Here is a 26866-nt window from a genome sequence, read left to right on the forward strand (position 1 = left end):
TCTCGACGCCAGGCTTCCCGACGCTGTCGCCCCCGTAGTCGGGGCCAGTGATATTTTGCGAGACAGCTCAAACATTCATCATTTCCATTCTTGCTAATTTTGGAATAAACGTTTTGACTGTTAGCCAATTGAACGAACCTATCCCCTCTTCCGTCAGGAGTGTCCTATGGCCATCGCAATGCAACGTTTTTGTATTAACCGCAAAATCGCGCCAGCGCTCAGCATTGAAGCGTTTTTCCGTCTGGTGAACCGTCTGGGCCTGAATAAGGTCGAGCTGCGCAACGATTTACCCAGCGGAAAAGTGACCGACGATCTGAGCCATCAGCAGGTGCGCGAGCTGGCGGCGCGCTACCACATCGAGATCCTGACGATTAACGCAGTCTACCCCTTTAACCGTCGTAGCGAAGAGGTGCGGCAGTTGACCGAATCGCTGCTGAAAGAGGCCCAGGCCATCGGCGCCAAATCGCTGGTGCTCTGTCCGCTTAACGACGGCAGCGAAGTGCCGGCCAGCGACACCCTGGGCGCCCTGCGCGATCTGTCGCCGCTGTTTGCGTTCTATGGCATCCACGGCCTGGTGGAGCCGCTGGGCTTCCCGCAAAGCTCGCTGCGCTCTGCGCACCAGGCGCAGACGCTGATCCACGACGCCCGCGTGCCGTTTAAGCTGCTAATCGACACCTTCCATCACCATCTCTACCCCCAGGCGGCGGACGAGTTCAGCCAGGTGGAGGTGGCGGACATCGGTCTGGTACACCTCTCCGGGGTGGACGATACCCGTCCGCGCGAGCAGCTCACCGATGCCGAGCGCATCATGCTGACCCCGCAGGATCGTCTCGGCACCTGCGAGCAGGTTAAAGCGCTGGAAGCCCGCGGCTATCAAGGGGTATACGCTTTTGAACCCTTCGCGCCCGAACTGGCGCAGTGGAGCGAAACGGATATCGAGCGCGAAATTGAGCAGAGCATCGCGCTTATCCAGCGCCACTGCGCCTGAAGCCTGCTCTGGACAGCGTGCGCGGCACGTGACGATTTTCCCAACGCCGGACGACGAGGTTGCCTATAATCGTCGCAGGATAAATGGAGGAATCGATCATGAGCTCACCCTTGTTGATTGCGCGCACGCTGGATAACGCGCTGTATTTGCTGCCCGCGATGGCCAACCGCCATGGGCTGATCACCGGTGCGACCGGCACCGGTAAAACCGTCACCCTGCAAAAGCTGGCTGAGTCGTTCTCGGAGATTGGCGTCCCGGTATTTATGGCGGACGTCAAGGGCGACCTGACCGGCATTGCCGCCGCGGGGCAGAGCTCAGAGAAACTGCAGGCGCGGCTGGAGAAGATCGGCGTCAGCGACTGGGAGCCGCACGCCAACCCGGTGGTGCTCTGGGATATCTTTGGCGAGAAGGGTCACCCGGTTCGGGCGACGGTCTCCGATCTTGGCCCCCTGCTGCTGGCGCGCCTGCTCAATCTCAACGAGGTGCAGAGCGGCGTGCTGAACATTATTTTTCGCATCGCGGACGACCGCGGCCTGCTGCTGCTTGACTTCAAAGACCTCCGCGCCATCACCCAGTTTATCGGCGACAACGCCAAAGCGTTTCAGAATCAGTACGGCAATATCAGCAGCGCCTCGATCGGCGCCATCCAGCGCGGGCTGTTAACCCTGGAGCAGCAGGGCGCCGAGCACTTCTTCGGCGAGCCGATGCTGGATATTGCCGACTGGATGCGCGTCGATGCCAGTGGTAAAGGGGTGATCAATATCCTCAGCGCCGAAAAACTCTACCAGATGCCGAAGCTCTATGCCGCCAGCCTGCTGTGGATGCTCTCCGAACTCTACGAGCGCCTGCCGGAAGCTGGCGACCTCGAAAAACCGAAGCTGGTGTTCTTCTTCGATGAGGCGCATCTGCTGTTCAACGACGCGCCGCAGGTACTGCTGGATAAAATCGAACAGGTGATCCGCCTCATCCGCTCCAAGGGCGTCGGCGTCTATTTCGTTTCGCAGAACCCGGCGGATATTCCCGACGCCGTGCTCGGTCAGCTGGGCAACCGCGTGCAGCATGCCCTGCGCGCCTTTACGCCGAAGGACCAGAAGGCGGTGAAAACCGCCGCCCAGACCATGCGCGCCAATCCGGCCTTCAGTACCGAGCAGGCGATCCAGGAGCTGGGCACCGGCGAAGCGCTGATCTCCTTCCTCGATGAGAAAGGCAGTCCGTCGGTGGTCGAGCGGGCGATGGTTATCGCCCCCTGCTCGCGAATGGGTCCGGTCAGCGATGACGAGCGCAATGGCCTGCTGAATCACTCGCCGCTGTACGGCAAGTATGAGGAGGAGGTGGACCGCGAGTCGGCCTTTGAGATGCTGCAGCAAGGGGTGCAGGTCGCCACCGGGCAGCAGTCGGCTCCGCCGGCGAAGGGCCAGCAGAGCGGCGATGACGATGGGCTACTCGGCGGCCTGAAAGATATTCTGTTCGGCAGCACCGGCCCGCGCGGCGGCAAACGCGACGGTATCGTGCAGACCGCGGCGAAAAGCGCGGTTCGCCAGGTCACCAATCAGATCGTCCGCGGCATGCTGGGCAGCCTGCTGGGCGGACGCAAGCGCTAAAAAAAAAGCCCCCTCATCGTTGAGGGGGCTTATACGTTCCGGGCTTAACCCGCTAGGCCTTGCGCATCATCAGCCAAAGGCTTATCAGGAAGAAGCTGGCGCTCGGCAACAGCGCGCCGATGATCGGCGGTATGCCATATACCAGGGTCAGCGGGCCGAAAATCTGGTCCAGCACGTAGAAGATAAAGCCGAAGCTAATCCCCGTCACCACCCGCACGCCCATCGGCACGCTACGCAGCGGACCAAAGATAAACGACAGCGCCATCAGCATCATCACCGCCACCGACAGCGGCTGGAAGATTTTGCTCCACATATTGAGCTGGTAGCGTCCCGGATCCTGGCCGCTGGACTTCAGGTATTTCACATAGTTGTGCAGACCACTGATCGACAGCGCATCCGGATCCAGGGCAACCACGCCGAGCTTATCCGGCGTCAGGTTGGTTTTCCAGGTACCGCTCACCATCTGCGACCCGGTCACCTGCTTTGGATCGGTCAGGTTGGATTCATCCACCTGCGACAGGCGCCACACTTTATTTTCACTATCGAACTTTGCCGAGGCGGCATAGCGCACCGACTCTAAACGACGCTCCGGATTGAAGGCATAGATGCTGACGCCCCCCAGCTCATCGTTGCCTTTCACGCGTTCGATATAGACAAAGTTGTGGCCATCTTTCGCCCACAGCCCTTGCTGAGTCGACAGCAGCGAACCGCCGTACATCTGCTGGGCGCGGTAGTTGCGCGCCATTTGCTCGCCCTGGGGCGCCACCCACTCGCCGATCGCCATGGTCAGCAGCACCAGCGGGATCGCAGTTTTCATTACCGCCAGCGCCACCTGCAGCCGGGTGAAACCGGATGCCTGCATCACCACCAGCTCGCTGCGTTGGGCCAGCATCCCCAGCCCCAGCAACGCGCCAAGCAGCGCCGCCATCGGGAAGAAGATCTGGATGTCCTTCGGCACGCTGAGGATGGTGTAGAGACCAGCGCCCAGCGCATCGTAACTACCCTGCCCGGACTTTTTCAGCTGATCGACAAACTTGATAATGCCGGAGAGCGACACCAGCATGAACAGGGTCATCATGATGGTGTTGAAAATCGTCTTACCGATATAACGGTCAAGTACGCCAAACGCCTGCATCAGGCCGCTCCTTTATTAAAACGGGCGCGGAAGCGGCGCATCGGCACCGTGTCCCACAGGTTTAACAGCACCGCCAGCGCAAAATAGAGCAGGTTAATCGCCCACATCCAGATAGCCGGGTCCATTTTGCCTTTGCCGCCGTTCGACTTAATCGACGTTTGCAGCAGGAAGAACACCAGGTAAAGCAGCATCGCCGGCAGCATCGACAGCACGCGCCCCTGACGCGGGTTCACCACGCTGAGCGGCACCACCATCAGCGCCATAATGAAGACGGTCGCCACCAGCGTGAAGCGCCAGTGCAGTTCGGCACGCGCGCGGTCGGTATGGGTCTGCCACAGAGTGCGCATATCCATCTGTTCGGTGTCGTCCGGATCGGAGGTCACTGCCTGGTGGCCGATAATGGCCTGATAGTTATTGAAGTCGGTAATGCGGAAATCGCGCAGCATCGCGGTGCCTTCAAAGCGGGTGCCCTTGTTGAGGGTTACCACCTGCGAACCGTCTTTCTGCTGCGACAGCTCGCCGGAATCCGCCACCACCACCGAGGGGCGCGCATTGCCTTTCGGACGCAGCTGGGCAAGGAAGACGTCATGGAAGCGGTTGCCGTTGACGCTCTCGATAAACATCACCGCGTTACCATCGCTGGCCTGCTGGAACTGGCCCTGGGCCAGCGCCGCCATGCCGGGGTTGGCTTTGGCTTCGGCCAGCACTTCGTCCTGATGGCGCGACGACCACGGCCCCGCCCACATGACGTTGACCGCCGCCACTGCGCCGGTGAACAGCGCGAGGATCATCGCCGCCTTGATCAGCACGGCTTTGCTCAGACCGCAGGCGTGCATCACCGTAATTTCACTTTCGGTGTACAGCTTGCCCAGGGTCATTAGCAGGCCAAGGAACAAACTTAACGGCAGGATAAGCTGCGCCATCTCCGGGATGCCGAGCCCCAACAGCGAGAGCACCAGATTGGTTGGGATATCGCCATCCACCGCGGCGCCGAGGATCCTGACTAATTTCTGACAAAAGAAAATCAGTAACAGGATGAATAGGATCGCCAACTGGCTTTTCAGCGTCTCACGAACCAGATATCTTATGATTATCACTATAAATACGCCCGTAAAAACCCGTTTTATTGCAGGAAAATTGCTTGTTTCATGGCTTAAACGTCATTTATTCTCTTTGGTCGTTGAAAACATCGCTAAGATTAAATGACTCATCGGTTCTGCATGTCAGGATCTTTTCTGACGAACCCAGGCCTTAATAACGTTAAGATTAACACGAAGTCACCGCAACAGCGGACATGAGTTACGAAAGCTTGCAATTATATACTCAATGGATTTCGAGTTGTAAGAAGGCAGCAGGGCTGTGACCCCTGGCGCGCGCGTTAGGCCCGCATCAGGTAAGCAGGCGCAGCCGGCGCATCTGCAACTTGAAAGGCGACGAGTATAGCCGTAGCCACCACTGTTGTCTTTAAGATTCAGGAGCATAGTGCATGGAGTTCAGTGTAAAAAGCGGTAGCCCGGAGAAGCAACGGAGCGCCTGTATCGTGGTCGGCGTCTTTGAACCACGTCGCCTCTCCCCCATCGCCGAACAACTCGATAAAATCAGCGACGGCTACATCAGCGCCCTGCTGCGTCGCGGCGAGCTGGAAGGCAAACCTGGCCAGACGTTATTGCTGCACCATGTGCCAAACATTCTGTCTGAGCGCATTCTGCTGATTGGCTGCGGCAAAGAGCGCGAGCTGGATGAACGTCAGTATAAGCAGGTCATCCAGAAAACCATCAATACCCTGAATGATACCGGTTCAATGGAAGCCGTCTGCTTCCTGACCGAGCTGCACGTCAAGGGCCGCAACAACTACTGGAAAGTTCGCCAGGCCGTTGAAACCGCCAAAGAGACGCTGTACAGCTTCGATCAGTTGAAGACCAACAAAAGCGAGCCGCGTCGCCCGCTGCGTAAAATGGTCTTTAACGTGCCGACCCGTCGCGAGCTGACCAGCGGCGAACGCGCCATTCAGCATGGCCTGGCGATCGCCGCCGGCATCAAAGCGGCGAAAGATCTTGGCAACATGCCGCCGAACATCTGTAACGCCGCCTATCTGGCTTCCCAGGCGCGTCAGCTGGCCGATACCTACAGCAAGAACGTCATTACCCGCGTGATCGGCGAACAGCAGATGCGCGAGCTGGGGATGAACTCCTATCTCGCCGTCGGCAACGGCTCGCAGAACGAGTCGCTGATGTCGGTCATCGAGTATAAAGGTAACCCGTCTGAGGACGCGCGCCCTATCGTGCTGGTCGGTAAAGGCCTGACCTTCGACTCTGGCGGCATCTCCATCAAGCCTGCCGAAGGCATGGACGAGATGAAGTACGACATGTGCGGCGCCGCGGCGGTGTACGGCGTGATGCGGATGGTTGCCGAGCTGCAGCTGCCGCTGAACGTCATCGGCGTGCTGGCGGGCTGTGAAAACATGCCTGGCGGTCGCGCCTATCGTCCGGGTGACGTCCTGACCACCATGTCCGGCCAGACGGTGGAAGTCCTGAACACCGACGCCGAAGGCCGCCTGGTGTTGTGCGACGTCCTGACCTACGTTGAGCGTTTCGAACCGGAAGCGGTTATCGACGTCGCGACGCTGACCGGCGCCTGCGTGATTGCCCTCGGCCATCACATCACCGGCCTGATGTCGAACCATAACCCGCTGGCTCATGAGCTGATCGGCGCCTCCGAACTGGCGGGCGACCGCGCCTGGCGTCTGCCGCTGGCCGACGAGTTCCAGGATCAGCTGGAGTCCAACTTTGCCGATATGGCGAACATTGGCGGCCGTCCTGGCGGCGCAATTACCGCCGGCTGCTTCCTGTCGCGCTTTACCCGTAAGTACAACTGGGCGCACCTCGACATTGCCGGTACCGCCTGGCGTTCCGGTAAGGCCAAAGGCGCTACCGGTCGTCCGGTGGCGCTGCTGTCGCAGTTCCTGCTCAATCGTGCGGGTTTTAACGGCGAAGAGTGATTGCCGTCTGATGCCCGGTGGCGCTACGCTTACCGGGCCTACGGAAAGATGCCGTTTGTAGGCCGGGTAAGCGTAGCGCCACCCGGCTTTGCATTTAAATCCACGACAAGAAGCCCCATATATGAAGAATGCAACGTTCTACCTTCTGGACAACGAAAACACCGTCGAAGGCCTGAGCGCCGTCGAGCAGCTGGTGTGTGACATTGCCGCAGAACGTTGGCGCAACGGCAAGCGCGTCCTGATCGCCTGTGAAGATGAGCAGCAGGCGATTCGCCTCGACGAGGCGCTGTGGTCGCGGCCGCCGGAGAGCTTTGTGCCGCATAATCTGGCGGGCGAAGGCCCGAAAGGCGGTGCGCCAGTGGAGATTGCCTGGCCGCAGAAACGCAACAGCAGCCCGCGGGACATTCTGATCAGTCTGCGGCTTAACTTTGCAGATTTTGCCACCGCTTTCACAGAAGTGATAGACTTTGTCCCTTACGAAGAAAATCTGAAACAACTGGCGCGCGAACGCTATAAAGCGTACCGCATGGCTGGTTTCAACCTGAACACGGCAACCTGGAAATAATGGAAAAGACATACAACCCACAAGATATCGAACAGCCGCTTTACGAGCACTGGGAAAAGCAGGGCTATTTCAAACCGAATGGTGATGAAAGCCAGGAGAGCTTCTGCATCATGATCCCGCCGCCGAACGTCACCGGCAGTTTGCATATGGGTCATGCCTTCCAGCAAACCATCATGGATACCATGATTCGCTACCAGCGCATGCAGGGCAAAAACACCCTGTGGCAGGCCGGTACCGACCACGCGGGTATCGCCACCCAGATGGTGGTTGAGCGTAAGATTGCCGCGGAAGAAGGGAAAACCCGTCACGACTACGGCCGCGATGCCTTCATCGACAAAATCTGGCAGTGGAAAGCGGAATCCGGCGGCACCATTACCCGCCAGATGCGCCGCCTCGGCAACTCCGTGGACTGGGAGCGCGAGCGCTTCACCATGGACGAGGGGCTTTCCAATGCCGTGAAAGAAGTCTTTGTTCGCCTGTACAAAGAAGATCTGATCTACCGCGGTAAACGCCTGGTTAACTGGGACCCGAAACTGCGCACCGCCATTTCCGACCTCGAAGTGGAAAACCGCGAATCGAAAGGTTCCATGTGGCACATCCGCTACCCGCTGGCCGATGGCGCGAAAACCGCTGACGGTAAAGATTACCTGGTGGTCGCCACCACCCGTCCGGAAACCCTGCTTGGCGATACCGGCGTGGCCGTTAACCCGGAAGATCCGCGTTACAAAGATTTGATTGGCAAATTCGTGGTGCTGCCGCTGGTTAACCGTCGCATCCCGATCGTGGGCGACGAACACGCCGACATGGAAAAAGGCACCGGCTGCGTGAAGATCACCCCGGCGCACGACTTTAACGACTACGAAGTGGGTCGTCGTCATCAGCTGCCGATGATCAACATCCTGACCTTTGACGGCGACATCCGCGAAAGCGCGGAAGTCTACGACACCAAAGGCAATGAATCCGACGTCTACTCCAGCGAGATCCCGGCGGAGTTCCAGAAACTGGAACGCTTCGCGGCGCGTAAAGCCGTCGTTGCGGCGGTTGACGCCCTCGGCCTGCTGGAAGAGATCAAACCGCACGACCTGACCGTCCCTTACGGCGATCGCGGCGGCGTGGTTATCGAACCGATGCTCACCGACCAGTGGTACGTGCGTGCGGACGTGCTGGCCAAGCCGGCGGTGGAAGCCGTTGAGAATGGCGACATTCAGTTCGTGCCGAAGCAGTACGAAAACATGTACTTCTCCTGGATGCGCGATATTCAGGACTGGTGTATCTCCCGTCAGCTGTGGTGGGGTCACCGCATCCCGGCATGGTATGACAACGACGGCAACGTCTACGTGGGCCGTAGCGAAGACGAAGTGCGTCAGGAAAACAACCTGAGCGCCGACGTTGCCCTGCGTCAGGATGAAGACGTTCTCGATACCTGGTTCTCCTCCGCGCTGTGGACCTTCTCCACCCTCGGCTGGCCGGAAAACACCGACGCCCTGCGTCAGTTCCACCCGACCAGCGTGATGGTGTCCGGCTTCGACATCATCTTCTTCTGGATCGCCCGCATGATCATGATGACCATGCACTTCATCAAAGATGAAAACGGCAAGCCGCAGGTACCGTTTAAGACCGTCTACATGACCGGTCTGATCCGCGATGACGAAGGCCAGAAGATGTCCAAATCCAAGGGTAACGTTATCGACCCGCTGGATATGGTTGACGGCATCACCCTGCCGGAGCTGCTGGAGAAACGTACCGGCAACATGATGCAGCCGCAGCTGGCGGAGAAAATCCGTAAGCGCACCGAGAAACAGTTCCCGAACGGCATTGAGCCGCACGGCACCGACGCCCTGCGTTTCACCCTGGCAGCGCTGGCCTCTACCGGCCGCGACATCAACTGGGATATGAAGCGTCTGGAAGGCTACCGTAACTTCTGTAACAAGCTGTGGAACGCCAGCCGCTTCGTACTGATGAATACCGAAGATCAGGATTGTGGCTTCAACGGCGGCGAAATGGTGCTCTCCCTGGCCGACCGCTGGATCCTCGCAGAATTCAACCACACCGTGAAAGCGTATCGCGAAGCGCTGGATAACTTCCGCTTCGATATCGCCGCCGGCATCCTGTACGAGTTCACCTGGAACCAGTTCTGCGACTGGTACCTGGAGCTGACCAAGCCGGTGATGAACGGTGGCAGCGAAGCGGAGCTGCGCGGGACGCGTCATACGCTGGTGACCGTGCTGGAAGGTCTGCTGCGCCTGGCGCATCCGATCATTCCGTTCATCACCGAGACCATCTGGCAGCGCGTGAAAGCGATCTGCGGTATCACCGCCGACACCATCATGCTGCAGCCGTTCCCGCAGTACGATGCTTCTCAGGTCGATGACGCGGCGCTGGCCGATACCGAATGGCTGAAACAGGCGATCGTCGCCGTGCGTAACATCCGTGCGGAAATGAACATCGCCCCGGGCAAACCGCTGGAACTGCTGCTGCGCGGCTGCAGCAAAGAGGCCGAGCGTCGTGTGAACGACAACCGCAGCTTCCTGCTGAACCTGGCGCGTCTGGAAAGCATTACCGTGCTGCCTGCCGATGATAAAGGTCCGGTCTCCGTGACCAAGATTATCGACGGTGCCGAGCTGCTGATCCCGATGGCGGGCCTCATCAATAAAGAAGATGAGCTGGCGCGTCTGGCGAAAGAAGTGGCCAAAATCGAAGGTGAAATTGGCCGCATCGAAAGCAAGCTGTCCAACGAAGGTTTTGTCGCCCGCGCGCCAGAAGCGGTGATCGCTAAAGAGCGCGAGAAGCTGGAAGGCTACGCGGAAGCGAAAGCGAAGCTGATTGAGCAGCAGGCGGTGATCGCCGCGCTGTGATCCTCCCGCCCCTTGCCACCCGGCAAGGGGCGTTTTTTTATGAAACATCCTCGCTTGCGCTCTCCCCTGTCGCGATGTTATTAACATCATCATTCGTCTTTTTTGGGTAATGAGTCATTGTATGAATACGAGCGTCCCCGCGGCGACGTTGCTGCGTCGCATTACGGCGGCAGACAATGCCGCCATCGCCAGGGTCATCCGCCAGGTCTCGGCTGAATATGGCCTGACCGCCGATAAAGGCTATACGGTCGCCGACCCGAATCTCGATGAACTGTATGAGCTGTACAGCCAGCCAGGCTCTGCCTATTGGGTGGTGGAGAAAGAGGGCGAAGTGGTTGGCGGCGGCGGCGTCGCGCCGCTCGCCTGCAGCGAGCCGGATATCTGCGAGTTACAGAAAATGTATTTTATGACCAGCGCGCGCGGTCAGGGGCTGGCGAAGAAGCTGGCGCTGCTGGCGCTGGACTACGCCCGCGAGCAGGGCTTTAAACGCTGCTATCTGGAAACTACCGCCTTCCTGACGGAGGCGATCGGCTTATATGAACATCTCGGCTTTGAGCACATTGACGGGCCGCTGGGTTGCACCGGCCACGTTGACTGTGAAGTGCGGATGCTGAAAACGCTGTAGCGCCTCGATATCGCAGGCGTCCCCGGTAGAGCTACGCTTACCGGGGCTACAGTTCGGTAGCCCGGCTAAGCGTAGCGCAAGCCGGGGTATGTCCCGGATGGAACCCCTTGCACCTTACCCGTGCTCGCGGTGCCGTTTTTTTGTTGGGTGGCGGCTAACGCCTTACCCGACCTACGGCTCGTACCATTGCGGGCTGAAGCTCTCAACGCTATCTCTTTCCCCAGGGCTACTGAAACTGCCAGTGTTAGTGGCTACCGGGGCTGCAGGGCCCGAATACCGAGGGTTACGCCGCCACCGGCACACCGCTGTGAAAGCGGAACTCGGCCTCCGGCCTGAGGATCAGCGCCGCTTCCGCCTCGCCGAGCTGGCGCACCCGCTCGCTAATATCGTCTCCGGCAATCTTCTGCGCCAGATCCAGATAGTCCTGATAGTGACGCGCCTCGGAACGCAGCAGCGACAGATAAAACTTCTGCAGATCGTCATCCAGCCACGGCGCCAGCGCCGCAAAGCGTTCGCAGGAGCGGGCCTCGATATAGGCGCCGCAGATCAACTTATCGATCAGCATCACCGGCTCGTGCGAACGCACCTCCCGCCGCATGCCGCGGGCATAGTTGCTGGCGGTGATTTTGACGTAGGGGATATCGCGCGCCAGCATCATCTCCCGCACCTGCCAGAAGTGATGTAACTCCTCTTTAATCAGCAAAATCATGCTGTCCAGCAACTGGCGGCCCCACGGGTCGTCGGTCTGCGGCATGGCGCTTTTGTTGATCCGCTTATGCAGGGCGACGAAATCCGGCTCCGGCCCCCAGCGGTAGGTGAAGTCTTCATACGGCTTCAGGCAGGCCAGCAGCTCGTCGGCGTCGGCTTTATCCGCGACGTAGCGACGCACCAGCAGCATGGCGTTCTGCGCCGCTTTCAGTTCGCACACCATATGGTCGGTCAGCAGCAGCGGCAGGTTTTCCGGCTTGCGGGCTTCATCAATCCACGCCTGCGGCGTCGGGCAGTGCAGGAAGTTGATAATCGGGGAGAGTATCTGCGGGTAATCCATGGAAGTTCCTTGCTATACGGCGGCAGGCGCCGCCGTATCCATCTGCAGCTTAGTGGCGAACACCATCGTCGTCTTCATCGACAAAATCTTCGTCATCGTCGCCGTCTTCTTCACCGTTCGGGTCCTCATAATAGGTACCCCAACCGTCATACTCGACGTCATATTTTTCTGCCAGCGTCATCAGCTGTTCCACCTGGGCATCGATCAGGTCTGCGTTCAGCGCGCATTCGCTGAGAATATCGCAGCAGATGACCATGTCACCCTCTTCCACTTCCAGCTCTTCGGGCTCGGTCACTTCATAGCCCAGCTTGAACGCTTCCACCGCCACTTTCTCCAGCGTTTCGAAATCGTCTGCAGAGAGGTGATGCTCAATCGTGTACAGTGCGTCCGGATCGCTGCCATCCTCCAGCAGCTCTTCGATAATCAGACGCGTCTCTTCACGCTGTTCTTCCAGGTGTTCCGGGTTTGCCATGGCTCGTTCCTCATAATGTGCGGCAGTTGTCCCTATTGTCACATACCGCCGTCATTGCCTCCACTTCTCAGTGAAAGATTTCGATCACAGACTTGCAAATGAATATTCATACATATAAATTGAATTTTAATTCAATTAGTGGCCTATGCCAGGTGAGGGAACCATGTCTGCGTTTTACCAGAAGCATTTTTTAAAGTTACTCGATTTTACGCCTGCAGAAATCACCGCCCTGCTCGAGCTGGCGGCAAAGCTCAAAGCCGATAAGAAAAACGGTATCGAAGTCCAGAAACTGGCAGGGAAAAACATCGCGCTCATCTTCGAAAAAGACTCAACCCGTACACGATGCTCTTTCGAAGTTGCCGCATACGATCAGGGCGCCCGCGTGACCTATCTGGGGCCAAGCGGCAGCCAGATTGGCCATAAAGAGTCGATCAAAGACACCGCCCGCGTGCTCGGGCGGATGTACGATGGCATTCAGTATCGCGGCCACGGCCAGGAGGTGGTGGAGACCCTGGCGCAATACGCCGGCGTGCCGGTGTGGAACGGCCTCACCAACGAGTTCCACCCCACCCAGTTGCTGGCGGACCTGCTGACCATGAAAGAGCACCTGCCGGGCAAAGCCTTTAACCAGATGACGCTGGTCTACGCCGGCGACGCGCGCAACAACATGGGCAATTCGATGCTGGAAGCCGCAGCGCTGACCGGTCTGGATCTGCGCCTGGTAGCGCCATCGGCCTGCTGGCCGGAGTCTCAGCTGGTGGAGACCTGTACGGCACTGGCCAAACAGCAGGGTGGCAACATCACCCTGACGGAAGATATCGCCGCGGGGGTGAAAGGCGCCGATTTTATCTATACCGACGTCTGGGTATCGATGGGCGAGGCGAAGGAAAAATGGGCCGAACGTATCGCCCTGCTCCGCGATTATCAGGTTAACAGCGCGATGCTGGCGCTGACCGGCAATCCGCAGGTCAAGTTCCTCCACTGCCTGCCGGCATTCCATGACGACCAGACCACGCTGGGCAAACAGATGGCCGCCGATTACGGCCTGCACGGCGGCATGGAAGTGACTGACGAAGTGTTTGAGTCGGCGGCGAGCGTGGTTTTCGATCAGGCGGAAAACCGGATGCACACCATCAAAGCGGTGATGGTGGCGACGCTGGGCAAGTAGCCCCTCGCTGGCGGTCAAATCCCGGATAGCACGGCGCTTATCCGGGATATGGCTCGCCATTTTACGCCATCAGCATCTTCACTACCGCTTTGCGCACCTTCGCCGGGGCGCCTACGGCGCACAGCGGTTTATGCACTTCGCCGGGATAAAACACCACAAAATCCCCTTCGTTGAGGATCACCGTTTTCTCCTGCTGGCCTTCGGCCAGAAAAGCGATGTCTTTCTCCGCCAGCCAGTCGGTCTGCGGCTCTCCAGCCGGCAAGGTACTGAAGGTCATCCCCTCGATGCCGCGGAGCACAATCTGAATATCGAGATAGCGGGCATGGTATTCCGCGCGGCGCGCGGCCTGCGGCTCGGTGGTGTCTTCGGAAATCAGATAAAACAGGTTATTGCCGTCGATATCGTGTTTACCCAGCGGCGTCGCCTCGCTGACATGGGCGATGACGTGCTCAATGGCCTCGCGCAGCGCAGCAGGCAGCCATGGCTGCAGATGGTGGATATTGCCAATAATCATCACTTACCTCGAATATAAAACAGCATTTCATTTTATGACTTTATACCCCCATCGCCACTGCCATACCAGTACAGTTTCACCGTTCTTTGCGCTGGCGCACTTTTCTGCAGGCAAACGATTACCTGTTTGTGAATGAATCGCTTGATCGTCATAACGGTCTGCGTATAATGCCAGTCGTTTTGCCGGGAGGAAGCATGGCCAATTGCGTACGACATTCTGTCTTAGCGCGTCTGAACGCAGACGCTGGCCTGGCGTTTTTCTTTCCGTTGCTCATTGGATTCCCGAAGCCCCTTATTTAAGGGGCTTTTTTTTTGCCCAGGCGTCAGGAGATAAGCATGGCTAACCCGCTATATCAAAAACATATCATTTCCATAAACGATCTCAGCCGCGAAGACCTCGAACTGGTGCTGGCGACGGCGGCAAAGCTGAAAGCCAATCCGCAACCCGAGCTGCTGAAGCATAAGGTTATCGCCAGCTGTTTCTTTGAAGCCTCCACCCGTACCCGTCTCTCTTTTGAAACCTCGATGCACCGCCTGGGCGCCAGCGTGGTCGGCTTTTCTGACAGCGCCAATACCTCGCTGGGCAAAAAAGGGGAAACCCTGGCGGATACTATCTCCGTTATCAGCACCTACGTTGACACCATCGTGATGCGTCATCCGCAGGAGGGCGCCGCGCGCCTGGCGACTGAATTCTCCGGCGGCGTGCCGGTGTTGAACGCTGGCGACGGCGCTAACCAGCACCCGACCCAAACCCTGCTCGACCTGTTCACCATTCAGGAGACCCAGGGCCGCCTCGAAAACCTCAACGTGGCGATGGTCGGCGATCTGAAGTATGGCCGTACCGTCCACTCCCTGACCCAGGCGCTGGCCAAATTCAGCGGCAACCGCTTCTACTTTATCGCCCCGGACGCGCTGGCCATGCCGCAGTACATCCTCGATATGCTGGATGAAAAAGGTATCGCCTGGAGCCTGCATAGCGCCATCGACGACGTGATGGCGGAAGTGGATATTCTGTACATGACCCGCGTGCAGAAAGAGCGTCTGGATCCGTCGGAATACGCCAACGTGAAAGCGCAGTTCGTCCTGCGCGCCGCCGACCTCGAAGGGGCGCGCGCCAACATGAAGGTGCTGCACCCGCTGCCGCGCATTGACGAAATCACCACCGATGTCGATAAAACACCGCACGCCTGGTACTTCCAGCAGGCCGGTAACGGCATCTTCGCCCGCCAGGCGTTACTGGCACTGGTACTGAATAGCGAGCTGGCACTGTAAGGGGGAATGAGAGATGACACACGACAATAAACTGCAAGTAGAAGCCATTAAACGCGGCACCGTGATCGACCATATCCCGGCGCAGGTCGGCTTTAAGCTGCTCACCCTGTTCAAACTGACCGAAACCGACCAGCGCATCACCATCGGCCTGAACCTGCCCTCCGGCGAGATGGGCCGCAAGGATTTGATTAAAATCGAGAACACCTTCCTGACCGACGAGCAGGTTAACCAGCTGTCGCTGTACGCCCCGCAGGCGACGGTAAACCGCATTGATGATTACGAAGTGGTGGGCAAATCCCGCCCGAGCCTGCCGGATCGCATTGACAGCGTGCTGGTCTGCCCGAACAGCAACTGTATCAGCCACGCCGAACCGGTTTCTTCCAGTTTTGCAGTGAAAAAACGCGCCGATGACATCGCACTCAAATGCAAATACTGTGAAAAAGAGTTTTCTCATTATGTGGTGCTGGCCAACTAAATGCGGTTGGTATTGGTGGTAGGCCTCCCTATAATGGCTACCACCCTACGCTTCGTCCTTCAGGCGGCGTCTGCGCCGGCGGCACAGCGCTTACCCTCTGGCGGCAACCTGAATGATTTTGCGTAACATTACTCAGTTCATCTGGAGATAACATGAGCAAAACTATTGCGACGGAAAATGCACCAGCAGCGATTGGCCCATACGTTCAGGGCGTTGATCTGGGCAGCATGATCATCACCTCTGGCCAGATCCCGGTCGACCCGAAAACCGGCAGCGTCCCGGAAGACGTGTCCGCGCAGGCGCGTCAGTCGCTGAACAACGTGAAAGCGATCGTTGAAGCCGCTGGCCTCACCGTCGGCGACATCGTCAAGACCACCGTATTCGTCAAAGATCTCAACGATTTCGCTACCGTTAACGCCACCTACGAAGCGTTCTTCACCGAGCACAATGCCACCTTCCCGGCGCGCTCCTGTGTGGAAGTCGCTCGTCTGCCGAAAGACGTGAAGATCGAGATCGAAGCCATCGCCGTGCGTCGCTGATCGCTTTGGTTGGCAGAAAAAAAGGCAGCCAGTGGCTGCCTTTTTTACGTGGCTCATCCGAAAATGCGCCCTTCACTGCCAGCCGTAGCGACGGCTGTAGAAACCTTTAACGGTCTGGGTCAGCACCATATAGCCCGCCAGGATCACCACCAGCCACGGGAAGTAGCTGAGCGGCAGCGCCTGCAGCTGCAGGTAGCCCGCCAGCGGCGAGAACGGCAGGGCAATGCCCACGGCCATCACCACCAGAGTCATGGCGAACAGCGGCCACGCGGCGCGGCTCTGAACGAACGGAATGCGCCGGGTGCGGATCATATGCACAATCAGCGTCTGCGACAGCAGCCCTTCGATAAACCAGCCGGACTGGAACAGGGTCTGCATCTCCACGGTATTGGCGTGGAACACCCACCACATCAGGCCGAAGGTGAGGATATCGAAAATCGAGCTGATCGGTCCGAAGAAGACCATAAAGCGCCCGAGATCGGTCGGGTTCCAGCGCTGCGGTTTACGGATCTGCTCATCATCGACGTTATCAAACGGGATCGCCACCTGGGAGACATCGTACAGCAGGTTCTGAATCAACAGGTGCAGCGGCAGCATCGGCAGAAACGGCAGGAAGGCGCTGGCCACCAGCACGCTAAAGACGTTACCGAAGTTGGAGCTGGCGGTCATTTTGATGTACTTGAGCATGTTGGCGAAGGTGCGGCGGCCTTCGATCACCCCCTCCTCCAGCACCATCAGGCTTTTTTCCAGCAGAATGATATCCGCCGCCTCGCGGGCGATATCCACCGCGCCATCAACCGAGATGCCAATATCCGCCGCGCGTAACGCCGGGGCGTCGTTGATGCCATCGCCCATAAAGCCCACCACGTGACCTTCGCGTTTCAGCAGCGTCACGATACGCTCTTTATGCAGCGGCGCCAGACGCGCAAACAAAGTGGTGCGCTTCGCCAGCGCCGCCAGGTCATCGTCGCTCATGGCTTCAATCTGGCTGCCAATCACCACTTCGCCCGCATCCAGCCCCACTTCATGGCACACCTTGGCCGCCACCAGTTCGCTATCGCCGGTGAGGATTTTCACCGTGATGCCGCTGGCCTTCAACGCCTTCAGCGCCGGGGCGGTGGTCTCTTTCGGCGGATCGAGGAAGGCGATGTAGCCTTCGAGGATCAGGTCGGATTCATCGGCGCGCTGGTAATCGCCCTCGCGCGCCGGCAGGTATTTGGTTGCTACCGCCACCACCCGCAGTCCCTGACGGTTCAGAGTATCGGTGACCCGACGGATGCGGCGCAGCATGGTGTCGTCCAGCGGTACGATTTCGCCGTTGTAGCGCACCTGGGTCGAGACGTTAAGGATCTCCTGCAGCGCCCCTTTACAGATCAGCTGATGCGCGTCGCCCTGCTCTTTTACCACCACCGACATGCGGCGGCGTTCGAAGTCGAACGGGATCTCATCCACCTTCTGCCAGCGCTCCGCGAGACCGCGAGCGGCATCCAGTTCCACGCCTTCCAGCACCGCGGTATCGAGCAGGTTTTTCAGCCCGGTCTGGTAATGGCTGTTGAGCCAGGCGGTATGCAGCACTCTCTCGCTGGACTTACCGGAGACATCGGTGTGGTTCTCCAGCACGATCTTGTCCTGAGTCAGGGTGCCGGTTTTATCGGTGCAGAGAATATCCATCGCGCCAAAGTTCTGAATGGCGTCGAGGTGTTTGACGATCACTTTTTGTTTCGACAGCTTCACCGCCCCGCGCGCCAGCGTCGAGGTGACGATCATCGGCAGCATCTCCGGCGTCAAGCCGACCGCCACCGACAGTGCAAACAGCGCCGCTTCCCACCAGTCGCCTTTGGTGTAGCCATTAATCAATAGCACCACCGGGGCCATCACCAGCATAAAGCGGATCAGCAGCATGCTGACCCGGCTGATGCCTTTCTGGAAGGCGTTCGGCTCGCTTTCCTGCTCGCTGACGCGCCCGGCCAGCTGGCCAAACCAGGTGTTGCCGCCGGTGGCGTAGACGATAGCCTGCGCCGAGCCGCTCACCACGTTGGTCCCCATAAAGCACAGGGTGTCGCATTCCAGCGGGTTCTGCTGCAGCGGGTCGCGGCTGCGCGCGACTTTCTCTACCGGCAGCGATTCGCCGGTCAGCGAGGCCTGAGCGACAAACAGGTCGCGCGCCTGAATAATGCGCAGGTCCGCCGGGATCATATCTCCCGCCGACAGCTTGACGATATCTCCTGGCACCAGTTGGTCGATAGGCAGTTCAAGCCAGCGGCTCTCCCCCTGCTCGTTCACCACCCGCAGTACCGTGGCGGTATTGCTGACCATCGCCTTTAGCGCATCCGCCGCTTTGGTCGAGCGCGCTTCCTGGATGAAGTTAAGCAGCGTCGAGATGCCGACCATCAGCGCGATAACGCCCGCGGCGAACAGATCTTCGGTGGAATAGGAGACGATGCCGAGCACCGTCAGCAGCAGGTTGAACGGGTTGCGATAGCAGGTCCACAGATGCACCCACCACGGCGAGGGCTTCTGCGCCGGGATCTGATTGTCACCATGTTTGAGGATCTTTGCCGCCACTTCGCCTTCATTGAGCCCTTCAGGGTGGCTGTCAAAGGCACGCCAGATCTCCTGGTCATCCATCGCCGCAACGTCCAGGCAGCGCTTGCCGAGCGAGTCCGGGATCGGCACGCTGGTCAGGTTACGGGCATCAGGCAGCGGATCGCGCTGGACCAAACGGCGTGGCAGATGGCGGCTAAGCTGCGCGAACAGCTGCCGGGTATAATTTTTCAACATAAACAGTCCCTCCGCGCTCGCGCGAGCGAACGCAGCGTTGCCAACAGGCGTAGCAAAGCCTACCTGTCAGGCATGTAATTTTTATGGCAGGGACATCAAGGACGTCACTGCTTTACGCTTTCCGGTAAAGCAGTGTTAAACAGGCTTACCGGAAAGAAAGGTTGCTCCATCGAGGATGAGGAGTGGGATCGGGGTCCATAAATTCTCCGGTAAGTGAATATAAACGGCGCGGATTATAGCGCGCTCGTTGAGACATGTGTGGCATTTATGGCGATGATAAGCCCGCGCAACTAAACCGAACGTAAACCAGACTTTGCTCATTGCGGTTTGGTTGAGTAGCATTAGGCTCACTTCTACCATCCCTGACGAGAATTCCGCATGCAGAACCGGCTGACCATCAAAGATATCGCGCGTTTAAGCGGCGTAGGAAAATCGACGGTATCCCGCGTCCTTAACAACGAGAGCGGGGTCAGCGAACGGACCCGCGAGCGCGTCGAAGCGGTGATGCAGCAGCACGGTTTCTCCCCCTCCCGCTCCGCCCGCGCCATGCGCGGCCAGAGCGATAAAGTGGTGGCGATTATCGTCACCCGTCTGGATTCCCTGTCGGAAAACCTTGCCGTACAGACCATGCTGCCCGCCTTTTATGAACAGGGTTACGATCCGATTATGATGGAGAGCCAGTTCTCCCCGGGACTGGTTGAAGAGCATCTCGGCATGCTCGCCCGGCGTAATATTGACGGCGTGGTGCTGTTCGGATTTACCGGCATTGATGAGGCGATGCTCGCCCCCTGGCGCGATACGCTGGTGCTGATGGCCCGCGACGCCCCCGGTTTCGCCTCGGTGTGCTATGACGACGAAGGCGCCATCACGCTGCTGATGCAGCGGCTCTACGATCGCGGACATCGCCACATCAGTTTTCTTGGCGTCCCGCACAGCGACGTCACCACCGGCGAACGCCGCCATCTCGCCTACCTCGCTTTCTGTAAAAAGCATCGCCTGACGCCCACCGCCGCTCTGCCGGGCTTGGGCATGAAGCAGGGGTATGACACCGTCGCCAGCGTGCTGACGGCCGAAACCAGCGCCCTGGTCTGCGCGACGGATACCCTCGCCCTCGGCGCCAGCAAGTACCTCCAGCAGCAGGGCTGCGCTGCGCTGCAGCTCGCCAGCGTCGGCAGCACGCCGCTAATGAAGTTTCTCCACCCGGAAATCTTGACCGTCGATCCCGGCTATGCCGAGTCCGGACGCCGGGCCGCCCGGCAGTTGATCGAGCAGATCGCCGGCAGCGTCGAACCCCGCCAGATCGTGATTCCTGCCGCCCTGAATTAATCTCGTTCGGACGATTTATGTGATCGTCGCCGGGTTTCGGGAACGTTCCCATTTCGCAAAGCAAACGAAACGGTTAGGATGCCCTCAAGGTAAAAACGGCATCTCTCCCCTCTGTTTTTGAGGCTTCATCATGAGCAAAGTAAACCAGCAGGACATCGATAAACTGATCGAACTGGTGGGCGGGCGCGGCAACATCGCCACCGTCAGCCACTGTATTACCCGTTTGCGCTTTGTGCTGAACGACCCGGCCATCGCCAAACCAAAAGAGATTGAACAGCTGCGCATGGTGAAGGGATGCTTCACTAACGCCGGTCAGTTCCAGGTGGTCATCGGCACCGAGGTGGGCGATTACTACAAGGCCCTGCTGGCTACCACCGGCCAGACCTCCGCCAATAAAGAGCAGGTCAAGCAGGCCGCGCGGCAAAATATGAAGTGGCATGAGCAGTTGATCTCGCACTTTGCCGAGATCTTCTTCCCGCTGCTGCCGGCGCTAATCAGTGGCGGTCTGATCCTCGGTTTCCGTAACGTCATCGGCGACTTACCCATGAGCAACGGCCAGACGCTGGCTCAGATGCACCCGTCGCTGAAAACCATCTATGACTTCCTGTGGCTGATTGGCGAGGCGATCTTCTTCTATCTGCCGGTGGGGATCTGCTGGTCAGCGGTGAAGAAGATGGGCGGCACGCCGATCCTCGGGATCGTTCTTGGCGTCACCCTGGTTTCCCCGCAGCTGATGAACGCCTATCTCCTCGGCCAGCAGGTGCCGGAGGTGTGGAACTTCGGCCTGTTTACGATTGCCAAAGTCGGCTACCAGGCGCAGGTGATCCCGGCCTTGCTGGCGGGCCTGACGCTCGGCTTTATCGAGACGCGCCTCAAGCGCATCGTGCCTGACTACCTCTACCTGGTCATTGTCCCGGTCTGCTCGCTGATCCTCGCGGTGTTCCTCGCGCACGCCATTATCGGTCCGTTCGGCCGCCTGATCGGCGACGGCGTGGCCTTCGCGGTACGCCATCTGTTAACCGGCAGCTTCGCGCCAATCGGCGCCGCGCTGTTCGGCTTCCTCTACGCGCCGCTGGTGATTACCGGTGTCCACCAGACCACCCTCGCTATCGATATGCAGATGATCCAGAGCATGGGCGGCACCCCGGTGTGGCCGCTGATTGCGCTGTCGAACATTGCCCAGGCGTCGGCGGTGGTCGGCATCATCATCGCCAGCCGTAAACAGAATGAACGTGAAATCTCGGTGCCGGCGGCAATTTCTGCTTACCTCGGGGTTACCGAACCGGCGATGTACGGTATCAACCTGAAGTACCGCTTCCCGATGCTGTGCGCGATGATCGGCTCCGGCCTCGCCGGCCTGCTGTGCGGCCTGAACGGCGTGCTGGCGAACGGCATCGGCGTCGGCGGCCTGCCGGGCATCCTCTCCATCCAGCCAACCTACTGGCAGGTGTACGCCATGGCGATGGCTATCGCGGTGGTGGTGCCGATTATCCTGACCACCGTGGTGTATCAGCGCAAGTACCGTCAGGGCACCTTGCAGATTGTCTAACTTCTTCTTTCGGGGCGCCTTTGGCGCCCCTCGTTGCAGCAGGAAAGCACTATGAATCATCTTCCCCACTGGTGGCAAAACGGCGTTATTTATCAAATCTATCCGAAGAGTTTTCAGGATACCACCGGCAGCGGTACCGGCGATCTGCGCGGCGTCACTTCCCGCCTCGACTATCTGCAGAAGCTTGGGGTCGACGCCATCTGGCTGACGCCGTTCTATGTCTCACCGCAGGTGGATAACGGCTACGATGTGGCGAACTACACCGCTATCGATCCCTCCTACGGCACGATGGCCGACTTTGACGCCCTGGTGGCGGAGGCGAAGGCCCGTGGTATCCGCATCGTGCTGGATATGGTACTGAACCATACCTCGACCGAGCATGAATGGTTCCGTCAGTCGCTGAATAAGGAGAGTCCCTACCGGCAGTTCTATATCTGGCGCGACGGCGAACCGGACGCGCTGCCGAACAACTGGCGCTCCAAATTTGGCGGCAACGCCTGGCAGTGGCACGCCGACAGCGGGCAGTATTATCTGCACCTGTTCGCCATTGAACAGGCGGATCTCAACTGGGAGAACCCGGCGGTACGCGCCGAGCTGAAAAAGGTCTGCGAATTCTGGGCCGATCGCGGCGTCGACGGTCTGCGCCTCGACGTCGTCAACCTGATCTCGAAAGACCAGACCTTCCCCTGCGATGCGGAGGGTGATGGCCGCCGCTTCTACACTGACGGCCCGCGGGTGCATGAATTCCTGCAGGAGATGAGCCGCGATGTCTTTACTCCCCGTAACCTGATGACCGTCGGCGAGATGTCCTCCACCTCGCTGGAGCACTGCCAGCAGTACGCCGCGCTGGACGGCCGCGAGCTGTCGATGACCTTTAACTTCCACCATTTAAAGGTCGATTATCCCGGCGGTGAAAAATGGACCCTCGCCCGCCCGGACTATGTGGCGCTGAAAGCGCTGTTCCGCCACTGGCAGCAGGGGATGCACAATCGGGCGTGGAACGCGCTGTTCTGGTGTAACCACGATCAGCCGCGCATCGTGTCGCGCTTTGGCGACGAAGGCGAGTATCGGGTACCGGCGGCAAAGATGCTGGCGATGGTGCTGCACGGCATGCAGGGCACGCCCTATATCTATCAGGGCGAAGAGATCGGCATGACCAACCCGCACTTCAGCAACATCAGCGACTATCGCGACGTCGAAAGCCACAATATGTTTATCGAACGCGCAGCGCAGGGGCAAAGCCCGGACGAACTGCTGGCAATCCTCGCCAGTAAGTCGCGCGACAACAGCCGCACGCCGATGCCATGGCACGCGGGGGAGAACGGCGGCTTCAGCGACGGTGAGCCGTGGATCGGCCTTGGCGATAATTACCGGGAGATCAACGTCGAGGCGGCGCTGGCGGACCCCGATTCGGTGTTTTATGCCTATCAGCAACTGATTACGCTGCGCAAAACCCTGCCACTGCTGACCTGGGGCGATTACCAGGATCTCCTGCCGGACCATCCGTCGCTGTGGTGTTATCGCCGTCAGTGGCAGGGGCAAACGCTGGTGGTGGCCGCCAACCTGAGCCGCGACCTGCAGACCTGGCAGCCAGAGGAAGCCCAGGGCGACTGGAAGATGATCATCAGCAACTATGCCGAAACCACGCCCCGCCCGACCGGTCTGACGCTGCGGCCGTTCGAAGCCGTATGGTGGCTGCAGGCGTAAGGTACTTCTTGCCCGACAGAAACCGGAGCGTAATGCCTGGCATCGGAGGTGGATGCCAGGCATTTTTGCTTATTTTCCAGCCAGATAAATTTACATTTATCGCCAGCGCCCATCATCCGTACTCTCACCTTTTTACCTTGTTCTGGGTCAATAAAATCGCAAACATCTTTGATGCAAATCACTACATATAGAACTTAAAATGCGTCCCGGCCCTACATGTTGTATTAATCGTCTATTATGTCACCATATCTTGTCGATGTCTGGCGGTGATGAGATGTGGATAAAACGGGCCGGATCTGAAGGCAAACAGCACGAGCCGTAGCGTGCAGCGCCTTCGGGATAACCTCCGCCTCTGTGGATAACCTGTTCTATATATGGAGTGATCATGACACCGCATGTGATGAAACGTGATGGCTGTAAAGTGCCGTTCAAATCAGAGCGCATTCAGGAAGCAATTCTACGTGCAGCTAAAGCAGCGGGAGTCGATGACGCAGACTATTGCGCCACCGTCGCAGAAGTCGTTAGCCAACAAATGCAGGGCCGCGCCCAGGTCGACATCAACGAGATCCAGACTGCGGTAGAAAACCAGCTGATGTCCGGCCCCTATAAGCAGCTGGCGCGCGCCTACATTGAGTATCGCCATGACCGCGATAGCCAGCGCGAGAAGCGCGGCCGCCTCAATCAGGAGATCCGCGGCCTCGTCGAGCAGACCAACTCCGCGCTGCTCAACGAAAATGCCAACAAGGATAGCAAAGTCATCCCGACCCAGCGGGACCTGCTGGCCGGTATCGTCGCCAAGCACTATGCGCGGCAGCACCTGCTGCCCCACGATGTGGTGATGGCCCACGAGCGCGGCATGATCCACTATCACGACCTCGATTACTCGCCCTTCTTCCCGATGTTCAACTGCATGCTGATCGATCTGAAAGGGATGCTGACTCAGGGCTTTAAGATGGGCAACGCGGAGATCGAGCCGCCGAAGTCTATCTCTACCGCCACCGCGGTGACGGCGCAGATCATCGCCCAGGTCGCCAGCCATATTTATGGCGGCACTACCATCAACCGTATCGATGAAGTGCTGGCGCCGTTCGTCACCGAAAGCTTCAAAAAGCATCGTAAAATCGCCGAAGAGTGGCAGATCCCGGACGCCGAAGGCTATGCCCGCGCCCGTACCGAAAAAGAGTGCTACGACGCCTTCCAGTCGCTGGAGTATGAAGTCAACACGCTGCATACCGCCAACGGTCAGACGCCGTTTGTCACCTTTGGTTTCGGCCTCGGCACCAGTTGGGAATCGCGGTTGATCCAGCAGTCGATTCTGCGTAACCGCATTGCCGGCCTCGGTAAAAATCGCAAAACCGCGGTATTCCCGAAACTGGTGTTCGCCATTCGCGACGGTCTGAACCATAAGTTCGGCGACCCGAACTACGACATCAAGCAGCTGGCGCTGGAGTGCGCCAGCAAGCGCATGTACCCGGATATCCTCAACTACGATCAGGTGGTGAAAGTGACCGGGTCGTTTAAAACGCCGATGGGCTGCCGCAGCTTCCTCGGGGTGTGGGAAAACGAGGATGGCGAGCAGGTGCATGACGGCCGCAATAACCTCGGCGTGATTAGCCTCAACCTGCCGCGTATCGCCCTGGAAGCGAAAGGCGACGAAGCCGCCTTCTGGGCGCTGCTGGACGAGCGCCTGCAGCTGGCGCGCAAAGCGCTGATGACCCGTATTGCCCGTCTGGAAGGGGTGAAGGCCCGCGTGGCGCCGATCCTGTATATGGAAGGGGCCTGCGGCGTGCGGCTGAAAGCCGACGATGACGTCTCCGAGATTTTCAAAAACGGCCGCGCGTCCATTTCACTGGGTTACATCGGTATCCATGAGACCATCAATGCGCTGTACGGTAATCAGCATATGTACGACAGCGAGGCGCTGCGTGAGAAAGGTGTGGCCATCGTCCAGCGCCTGCGCGACGCCGTCGATGTGTGGAAGGAAGAAACCGGCTACGGCTTTAGTCTGTACAGCACGCCGAGCGAAAACCTGTGCGACCGCTTCTGCCGTCTCGACACCGCCGAGTTTGGCATAGTGGAGGGCGTGACCGATAAAGGTTACTACACCAACAGCTTCCACCTCGACGTCGAGAAGAAGGTCAACCCGTACGACAAGATCGATTTCGAAGCGCCGTACCCGCCGCTGGCCAACGGCGGCTTCATATGCTACGGCGAGTACCCGAATATCCAGCACAACCTGAAGGCGCTGGAAGACGTGTGGGATTACAGCTATGAGCACGTGCCGTACTACGGGACTAATACGCCGATCGATGAATGCTACGAGTGTGGTTTTACCGGCGAGTTCGAGTGCACCAGCAAGGGCTTTACCTGCCCGAAATGCGGTAACCACGATGCCGTGTCGGTTACTCGTCGGGTATGCGGTTATCTCGGCAGTCCGGACGCGCGTCCGTTCAACGCCGGCAAGCAGGAAGAAGTGAAGCGCCGCGTTAAGCACCTGGCCAATGGGCAGATCGGTTAAAGAGCTATGCGCTTTTCCCGGATAGCGGCGCGCAGCGCCTTATCCGGGCTACTGTTTTGCACCGTCCGGTAGCCCGGGTAAGGCGGAACGCCGCGACCCGGGAAATGGCCGCATTCCTTCGTATTCGCAAAGCAATTAGCGTCAGAGCAAGGCGGCAAACGAGGGAATCCCCGGGAGCGTACATTTAGTACATGACTGGGGTGAGCGAGCGCAGCCAACGCGGCTATGGCGTTAATTGAGAAGCGAAAAATGAATTACCATCAGTACTACCCGGTAGATATCGTCAACGGCCCCGGCACCCGCTGCACCCTGTTTGTTTCCGGCTGCGTCCACGAGTGCCCAGGCTGCTACAACAAGAGCACCTGGCGGGTGAACTCCGGTATGCCTTTTACCGCTGAGATGGCCGACCGCATCATTGCCGACCTCAACGATACCCGCATCAAGCGCCAGGGGATTTCACTCTCCGGCGGCGATCCGCTGCATCCGCAGAACGTCGCGGAGATCCTCAAGCTGGTTCAGCGCGTGCGCGCCGAATGCCCCGGCAAAGATATCTGGGTCTGGACCGGCTATAAACTGGATGAGCTGAATGAGGCGCAGATGCAGGTAGTGAACCTGATCAACGTGCTGGTCGACGGTAAGTTTGTGCAGGATTTAAAAGACCCGGCGCTGATCTGGCGCGGCAGCAGCAACCAGGTGGTACATCATTTGCGTTAATCCCCTCCGTCAGCCTC

General features: G+C 58.8%; 25 protein-coding genes. 18 read left to right on the plus strand and 7 right to left on the minus strand.

From position 1 onward, the window contains the following. Positions 1 to 166 precede the first annotated feature (166 nt). Both CW267_RS05435 and CW267_RS05440 read left to right on the plus strand, forming a co-directional pair. Positions 167 to 988: a TIM barrel protein gene (locus CW267_RS05435; RefSeq protein WP_100781447.1), complete on the plus strand. Its 822-nt coding sequence runs from the start codon at positions 167 to 169 to the stop codon at positions 986 to 988. Between the two features lie 98 nt (positions 989 to 1086). Next, positions 1087 to 2589 carry a helicase HerA-like C-terminal domain-containing protein gene (locus tag CW267_RS05440; RefSeq protein ID WP_008807119.1) on the plus strand — a complete coding sequence of 501 codons (1503 nt, stop codon included), beginning with the start codon at positions 1087 to 1089 and terminating at the stop codon, positions 2587 to 2589. A 52-nt stretch (positions 2590 to 2641) separates the two neighbouring features. On the opposite strand, the gene lptG is transcribed toward CW267_RS05440, so the two are convergent. After that, positions 2642 to 3724: an LPS export ABC transporter permease LptG gene (lptG, locus tag CW267_RS05445; protein ID WP_008807120.1), complete on the minus strand. Its 1083-nt coding sequence runs from the start codon at positions 3722 to 3724 to the stop codon at positions 2642 to 2644. Beyond that, positions 3724 to 4821, minus strand: coding sequence for an LPS export ABC transporter permease LptF (gene lptF / locus CW267_RS05450; RefSeq protein ID WP_012969078.1), 1098 nt, complete (start codon positions 4819 to 4821; stop codon positions 3724 to 3726). Before lptF ends, lptG begins: the two co-directional genes overlap by 1 nt. 389 nt (positions 4822 to 5210) lie before the next feature. Between lptF and pepA the strand changes: the two genes are divergently transcribed. The 4 genes from pepA to CW267_RS05475 all read left to right on the plus strand — a co-directional run bounded on the left by pepA (position 5211) and on the right by CW267_RS05475 (position 10767). After that, positions 5211 to 6722, plus strand: coding sequence for a leucyl aminopeptidase (gene pepA / locus CW267_RS05460; protein WP_008807121.1), 1512 nt, complete (start codon positions 5211 to 5213; stop codon positions 6720 to 6722). Between the two features lie 121 nt (positions 6723 to 6843). After that, positions 6844 to 7287, plus strand: a complete 444-nt coding sequence (gene holC, locus CW267_RS05465) for a DNA polymerase III subunit chi (RefSeq protein ID WP_100781446.1) — start codon at positions 6844 to 6846, stop codon at positions 7285 to 7287. Beyond that, complete coding sequence (locus tag CW267_RS05470) at positions 7287 to 10142, plus strand: valine--tRNA ligase (protein WP_032736732.1); 2856 nt, start codon at positions 7287 to 7289, stop codon at positions 10140 to 10142. The genes holC and CW267_RS05470 overlap by 1 nt, the downstream gene beginning before the upstream one ends. 121 nt (positions 10143 to 10263) lie before the next feature. After that, the gene (locus CW267_RS05475) at positions 10264 to 10767 is read left to right on the plus strand and encodes a GNAT family N-acetyltransferase (RefSeq protein ID WP_008807124.1); all 504 of its coding nucleotides are present in this window, start codon (positions 10264 to 10266) and stop codon (positions 10765 to 10767) included. Positions 10768 to 11050: 283 nt separating this feature from the next. Here the strand turns inward: CW267_RS05475 and miaE are convergent, their stop codons facing one another. Together miaE and rraB are read right to left on the minus strand one after the other, a co-directional pair. Then, entirely contained in the window at positions 11051 to 11815 is a 765-nt protein-coding gene (gene miaE / locus CW267_RS05480; protein ID WP_008807125.1) for a tRNA isopentenyl-2-thiomethyl-A-37 hydroxylase MiaE, read from the minus strand. 49 nt (positions 11816 to 11864) lie between these two features. Then, positions 11865 to 12287, minus strand: coding sequence for a ribonuclease E inhibitor RraB (gene rraB / locus CW267_RS05485; RefSeq protein WP_008807126.1), 423 nt, complete (start codon positions 12285 to 12287; stop codon positions 11865 to 11867). A 98-nt stretch (positions 12288 to 12385) separates the two neighbouring features. On the opposite strand from rraB, the gene argL reads away from it, so the two are divergent. Beyond that, positions 12386 to 12481: a putative translational regulatory protein ArgL gene (argL, locus tag CW267_RS31650; protein ID WP_370736902.1), complete on the plus strand. Its 96-nt coding sequence runs from the start codon at positions 12386 to 12388 to the stop codon at positions 12479 to 12481. Further along, on the plus strand, positions 12451 to 13455 hold the full coding sequence (argF, locus tag CW267_RS05490) for an ornithine carbamoyltransferase (protein ID WP_016160171.1): 1005 nt from the start codon (positions 12451 to 12453) through the stop codon (positions 13453 to 13455). The genes argL and argF overlap by 31 nt, the downstream gene beginning before the upstream one ends. A 61-nt stretch (positions 13456 to 13516) precedes the next feature. Here the strand turns inward: argF and CW267_RS05495 are convergent, their stop codons facing one another. After that, complete coding sequence (locus tag CW267_RS05495; RefSeq protein WP_008807128.1) at positions 13517 to 13969, minus strand: YhcH/YjgK/YiaL family protein; 453 nt, start codon at positions 13967 to 13969, stop codon at positions 13517 to 13519. 194 nt (positions 13970 to 14163) lie between these two features. Between CW267_RS05495 and CW267_RS05500 the strand changes: the two genes are divergently transcribed. The 5 genes from CW267_RS05500 (at position 14164) to ridA (ending at position 16254) form a co-directional block, all read left to right on the plus strand. Next, positions 14164 to 14268 carry a pyrBI operon leader peptide gene (locus tag CW267_RS05500; RefSeq protein ID WP_012969080.1) on the plus strand — a complete coding sequence of 35 codons (105 nt, stop codon included), beginning with the start codon at positions 14164 to 14166 and terminating at the stop codon, positions 14266 to 14268. Next, on the plus strand, positions 14243 to 14302 hold the full coding sequence (locus CW267_RS31515; RefSeq protein ID WP_227650304.1) for a pyrBI operon leader peptide: 60 nt from the start codon (positions 14243 to 14245) through the stop codon (positions 14300 to 14302). The genes CW267_RS05500 and CW267_RS31515 overlap by 26 nt, the downstream gene beginning before the upstream one ends. A 2-nt stretch (positions 14303 to 14304) precedes the next feature. After that, positions 14305 to 15240, plus strand: coding sequence for an aspartate carbamoyltransferase (pyrB, locus tag CW267_RS05505; protein WP_044525204.1), 936 nt, complete (start codon positions 14305 to 14307; stop codon positions 15238 to 15240). A 13-nt stretch (positions 15241 to 15253) separates the two neighbouring features. Further along, positions 15254 to 15715 (plus strand): aspartate carbamoyltransferase regulatory subunit, encoded by a 462-nt coding sequence (pyrI, locus tag CW267_RS05510; RefSeq protein ID WP_002886927.1) that lies wholly within the window; start codon positions 15254 to 15256, stop codon positions 15713 to 15715. 152 nt (positions 15716 to 15867) lie between these two features. After that, positions 15868 to 16254 carry a 2-iminobutanoate/2-iminopropanoate deaminase gene (gene ridA, locus CW267_RS05515; protein WP_002886926.1) on the plus strand — a complete coding sequence of 129 codons (387 nt, stop codon included), beginning with the start codon at positions 15868 to 15870 and terminating at the stop codon, positions 16252 to 16254. 72 nt (positions 16255 to 16326) lie between these two features. Here the strand turns inward: ridA and mgtA are convergent, their stop codons facing one another. After that, the gene (gene mgtA, locus CW267_RS05520) at positions 16327 to 19035 is read right to left on the minus strand and encodes a magnesium-translocating P-type ATPase (protein WP_049164671.1); all 2709 of its coding nucleotides are present in this window, start codon (positions 19033 to 19035) and stop codon (positions 16327 to 16329) included. A 145-nt stretch (positions 19036 to 19180) separates the two neighbouring features. Then, positions 19181 to 19300, minus strand: a complete 120-nt coding sequence (gene mgtL / locus CW267_RS31655) for a mgtA regulatory leader peptide MgtL (RefSeq protein WP_353074613.1) — start codon at positions 19298 to 19300, stop codon at positions 19181 to 19183. A 113-nt stretch (positions 19301 to 19413) separates the two neighbouring features. Here mgtL and treR point away from each other — a divergent pair, with 113 nt between their 5' ends. From treR to nrdG, 5 genes are all read left to right on the plus strand, one after another. Then, a complete protein-coding gene (gene treR, locus CW267_RS05530; RefSeq protein WP_023323529.1) occupies positions 19414 to 20361 on the plus strand; it encodes a trehalose operon repressor TreR in 948 nt (315 codons plus the stop codon). A 130-nt stretch (positions 20362 to 20491) separates the two neighbouring features. Continuing rightward, positions 20492 to 21910, plus strand: a complete 1419-nt coding sequence (gene treB, locus CW267_RS05535) for a PTS trehalose transporter subunit IIBC (RefSeq protein ID WP_032741413.1) — start codon at positions 20492 to 20494, stop codon at positions 21908 to 21910. Between the two features lie 51 nt (positions 21911 to 21961). Continuing rightward, positions 21962 to 23617, plus strand: a complete 1656-nt coding sequence (treC, locus tag CW267_RS05540) for an alpha,alpha-phosphotrehalase (protein WP_016160169.1) — start codon at positions 21962 to 21964, stop codon at positions 23615 to 23617. A gap of 385 nt (positions 23618 to 24002) precedes the next feature. Further along, a complete protein-coding gene (gene nrdD / locus CW267_RS05545) occupies positions 24003 to 26135 on the plus strand; it encodes an anaerobic ribonucleoside-triphosphate reductase (protein WP_100781445.1) in 2133 nt (710 codons plus the stop codon). Positions 26136 to 26384: 249 nt separating this feature from the next. After that, positions 26385 to 26849 (plus strand): anaerobic ribonucleoside-triphosphate reductase-activating protein, encoded by a 465-nt coding sequence (gene nrdG / locus CW267_RS05550; RefSeq protein WP_012969085.1) that lies wholly within the window; start codon positions 26385 to 26387, stop codon positions 26847 to 26849. Positions 26850 to 26866: the final 17 nt, after the last annotated feature.

The sequence above is a fragment of the Klebsiella sp. X1-16S-Nf21 genome (assembly GCF_002837615.1).
GTDB lineage: Bacteria > Pseudomonadota > Gammaproteobacteria > Enterobacterales > Enterobacteriaceae > Klebsiella > Klebsiella variicola.

Coding starts and splice junctions, on each gene's coding strand:
- CW267_RS05435 (WP_100781447.1), top strand. CDS start 167: ATGGCCATCGCAATGCAACGTTTTTGTATTAACCGCAAAATCGCGCCA.
- CW267_RS05440 (WP_008807119.1), top strand. CDS start 1,087: ATGAGCTCACCCTTGTTGATTGCGCGCACGCTGGATAACGCGCTGTAT.
- lptG (WP_008807120.1), bottom strand. CDS start 3,724: ATGCAGGCGTTTGGCGTACTTGACCGTTATATCGGTAAGACGATTTTC.
- pepA (WP_008807121.1), top strand. CDS start 5,211: ATGGAGTTCAGTGTAAAAAGCGGTAGCCCGGAGAAGCAACGGAGCGCC.
- holC (WP_100781446.1), top strand. CDS start 6,844: ATGAAGAATGCAACGTTCTACCTTCTGGACAACGAAAACACCGTCGAA.
- CW267_RS05470 (WP_032736732.1), top strand. CDS start 7,287: ATGGAAAAGACATACAACCCACAAGATATCGAACAGCCGCTTTACGAG.
- CW267_RS05475 (WP_008807124.1), top strand. CDS start 10,264: ATGAATACGAGCGTCCCCGCGGCGACGTTGCTGCGTCGCATTACGGCG.
- miaE (WP_008807125.1), bottom strand. CDS start 11,815: ATGGATTACCCGCAGATACTCTCCCCGATTATCAACTTCCTGCACTGC.
- rraB (WP_008807126.1), bottom strand. CDS start 12,287: ATGGCAAACCCGGAACACCTGGAAGAACAGCGTGAAGAGACGCGTCTG.
- argL (WP_370736902.1), top strand. CDS start 12,386: ATGAATATTCATACATATAAATTGAATTTTAATTCAATTAGTGGCCTA.
- argF (WP_016160171.1), top strand. CDS start 12,451: ATGTCTGCGTTTTACCAGAAGCATTTTTTAAAGTTACTCGATTTTACG.
- CW267_RS05495 (WP_008807128.1), bottom strand. CDS start 13,969: ATGATTATTGGCAATATCCACCATCTGCAGCCATGGCTGCCTGCTGCG.
- CW267_RS05500 (WP_012969080.1), top strand. CDS start 14,164: ATGGCCAATTGCGTACGACATTCTGTCTTAGCGCGTCTGAACGCAGAC.
- pyrB (WP_044525204.1), top strand. CDS start 14,305: ATGGCTAACCCGCTATATCAAAAACATATCATTTCCATAAACGATCTC.
- pyrI (WP_002886927.1), top strand. CDS start 15,254: ATGACACACGACAATAAACTGCAAGTAGAAGCCATTAAACGCGGCACC.
- ridA (WP_002886926.1), top strand. CDS start 15,868: ATGAGCAAAACTATTGCGACGGAAAATGCACCAGCAGCGATTGGCCCA.
- mgtA (WP_049164671.1), bottom strand. CDS start 19,035: ATGTTGAAAAATTATACCCGGCAGCTGTTCGCGCAGCTTAGCCGCCAT.
- mgtL (WP_353074613.1), bottom strand. CDS start 19,300: ATGCCACACATGTCTCAACGAGCGCGCTATAATCCGCGCCGTTTATAT.
- treR (WP_023323529.1), top strand. CDS start 19,414: ATGCAGAACCGGCTGACCATCAAAGATATCGCGCGTTTAAGCGGCGTA.
- treB (WP_032741413.1), top strand. CDS start 20,492: ATGAGCAAAGTAAACCAGCAGGACATCGATAAACTGATCGAACTGGTG.
- treC (WP_016160169.1), top strand. CDS start 21,962: ATGAATCATCTTCCCCACTGGTGGCAAAACGGCGTTATTTATCAAATC.
- nrdD (WP_100781445.1), top strand. CDS start 24,003: ATGACACCGCATGTGATGAAACGTGATGGCTGTAAAGTGCCGTTCAAA.
- nrdG (WP_012969085.1), top strand. CDS start 26,385: ATGAATTACCATCAGTACTACCCGGTAGATATCGTCAACGGCCCCGGC.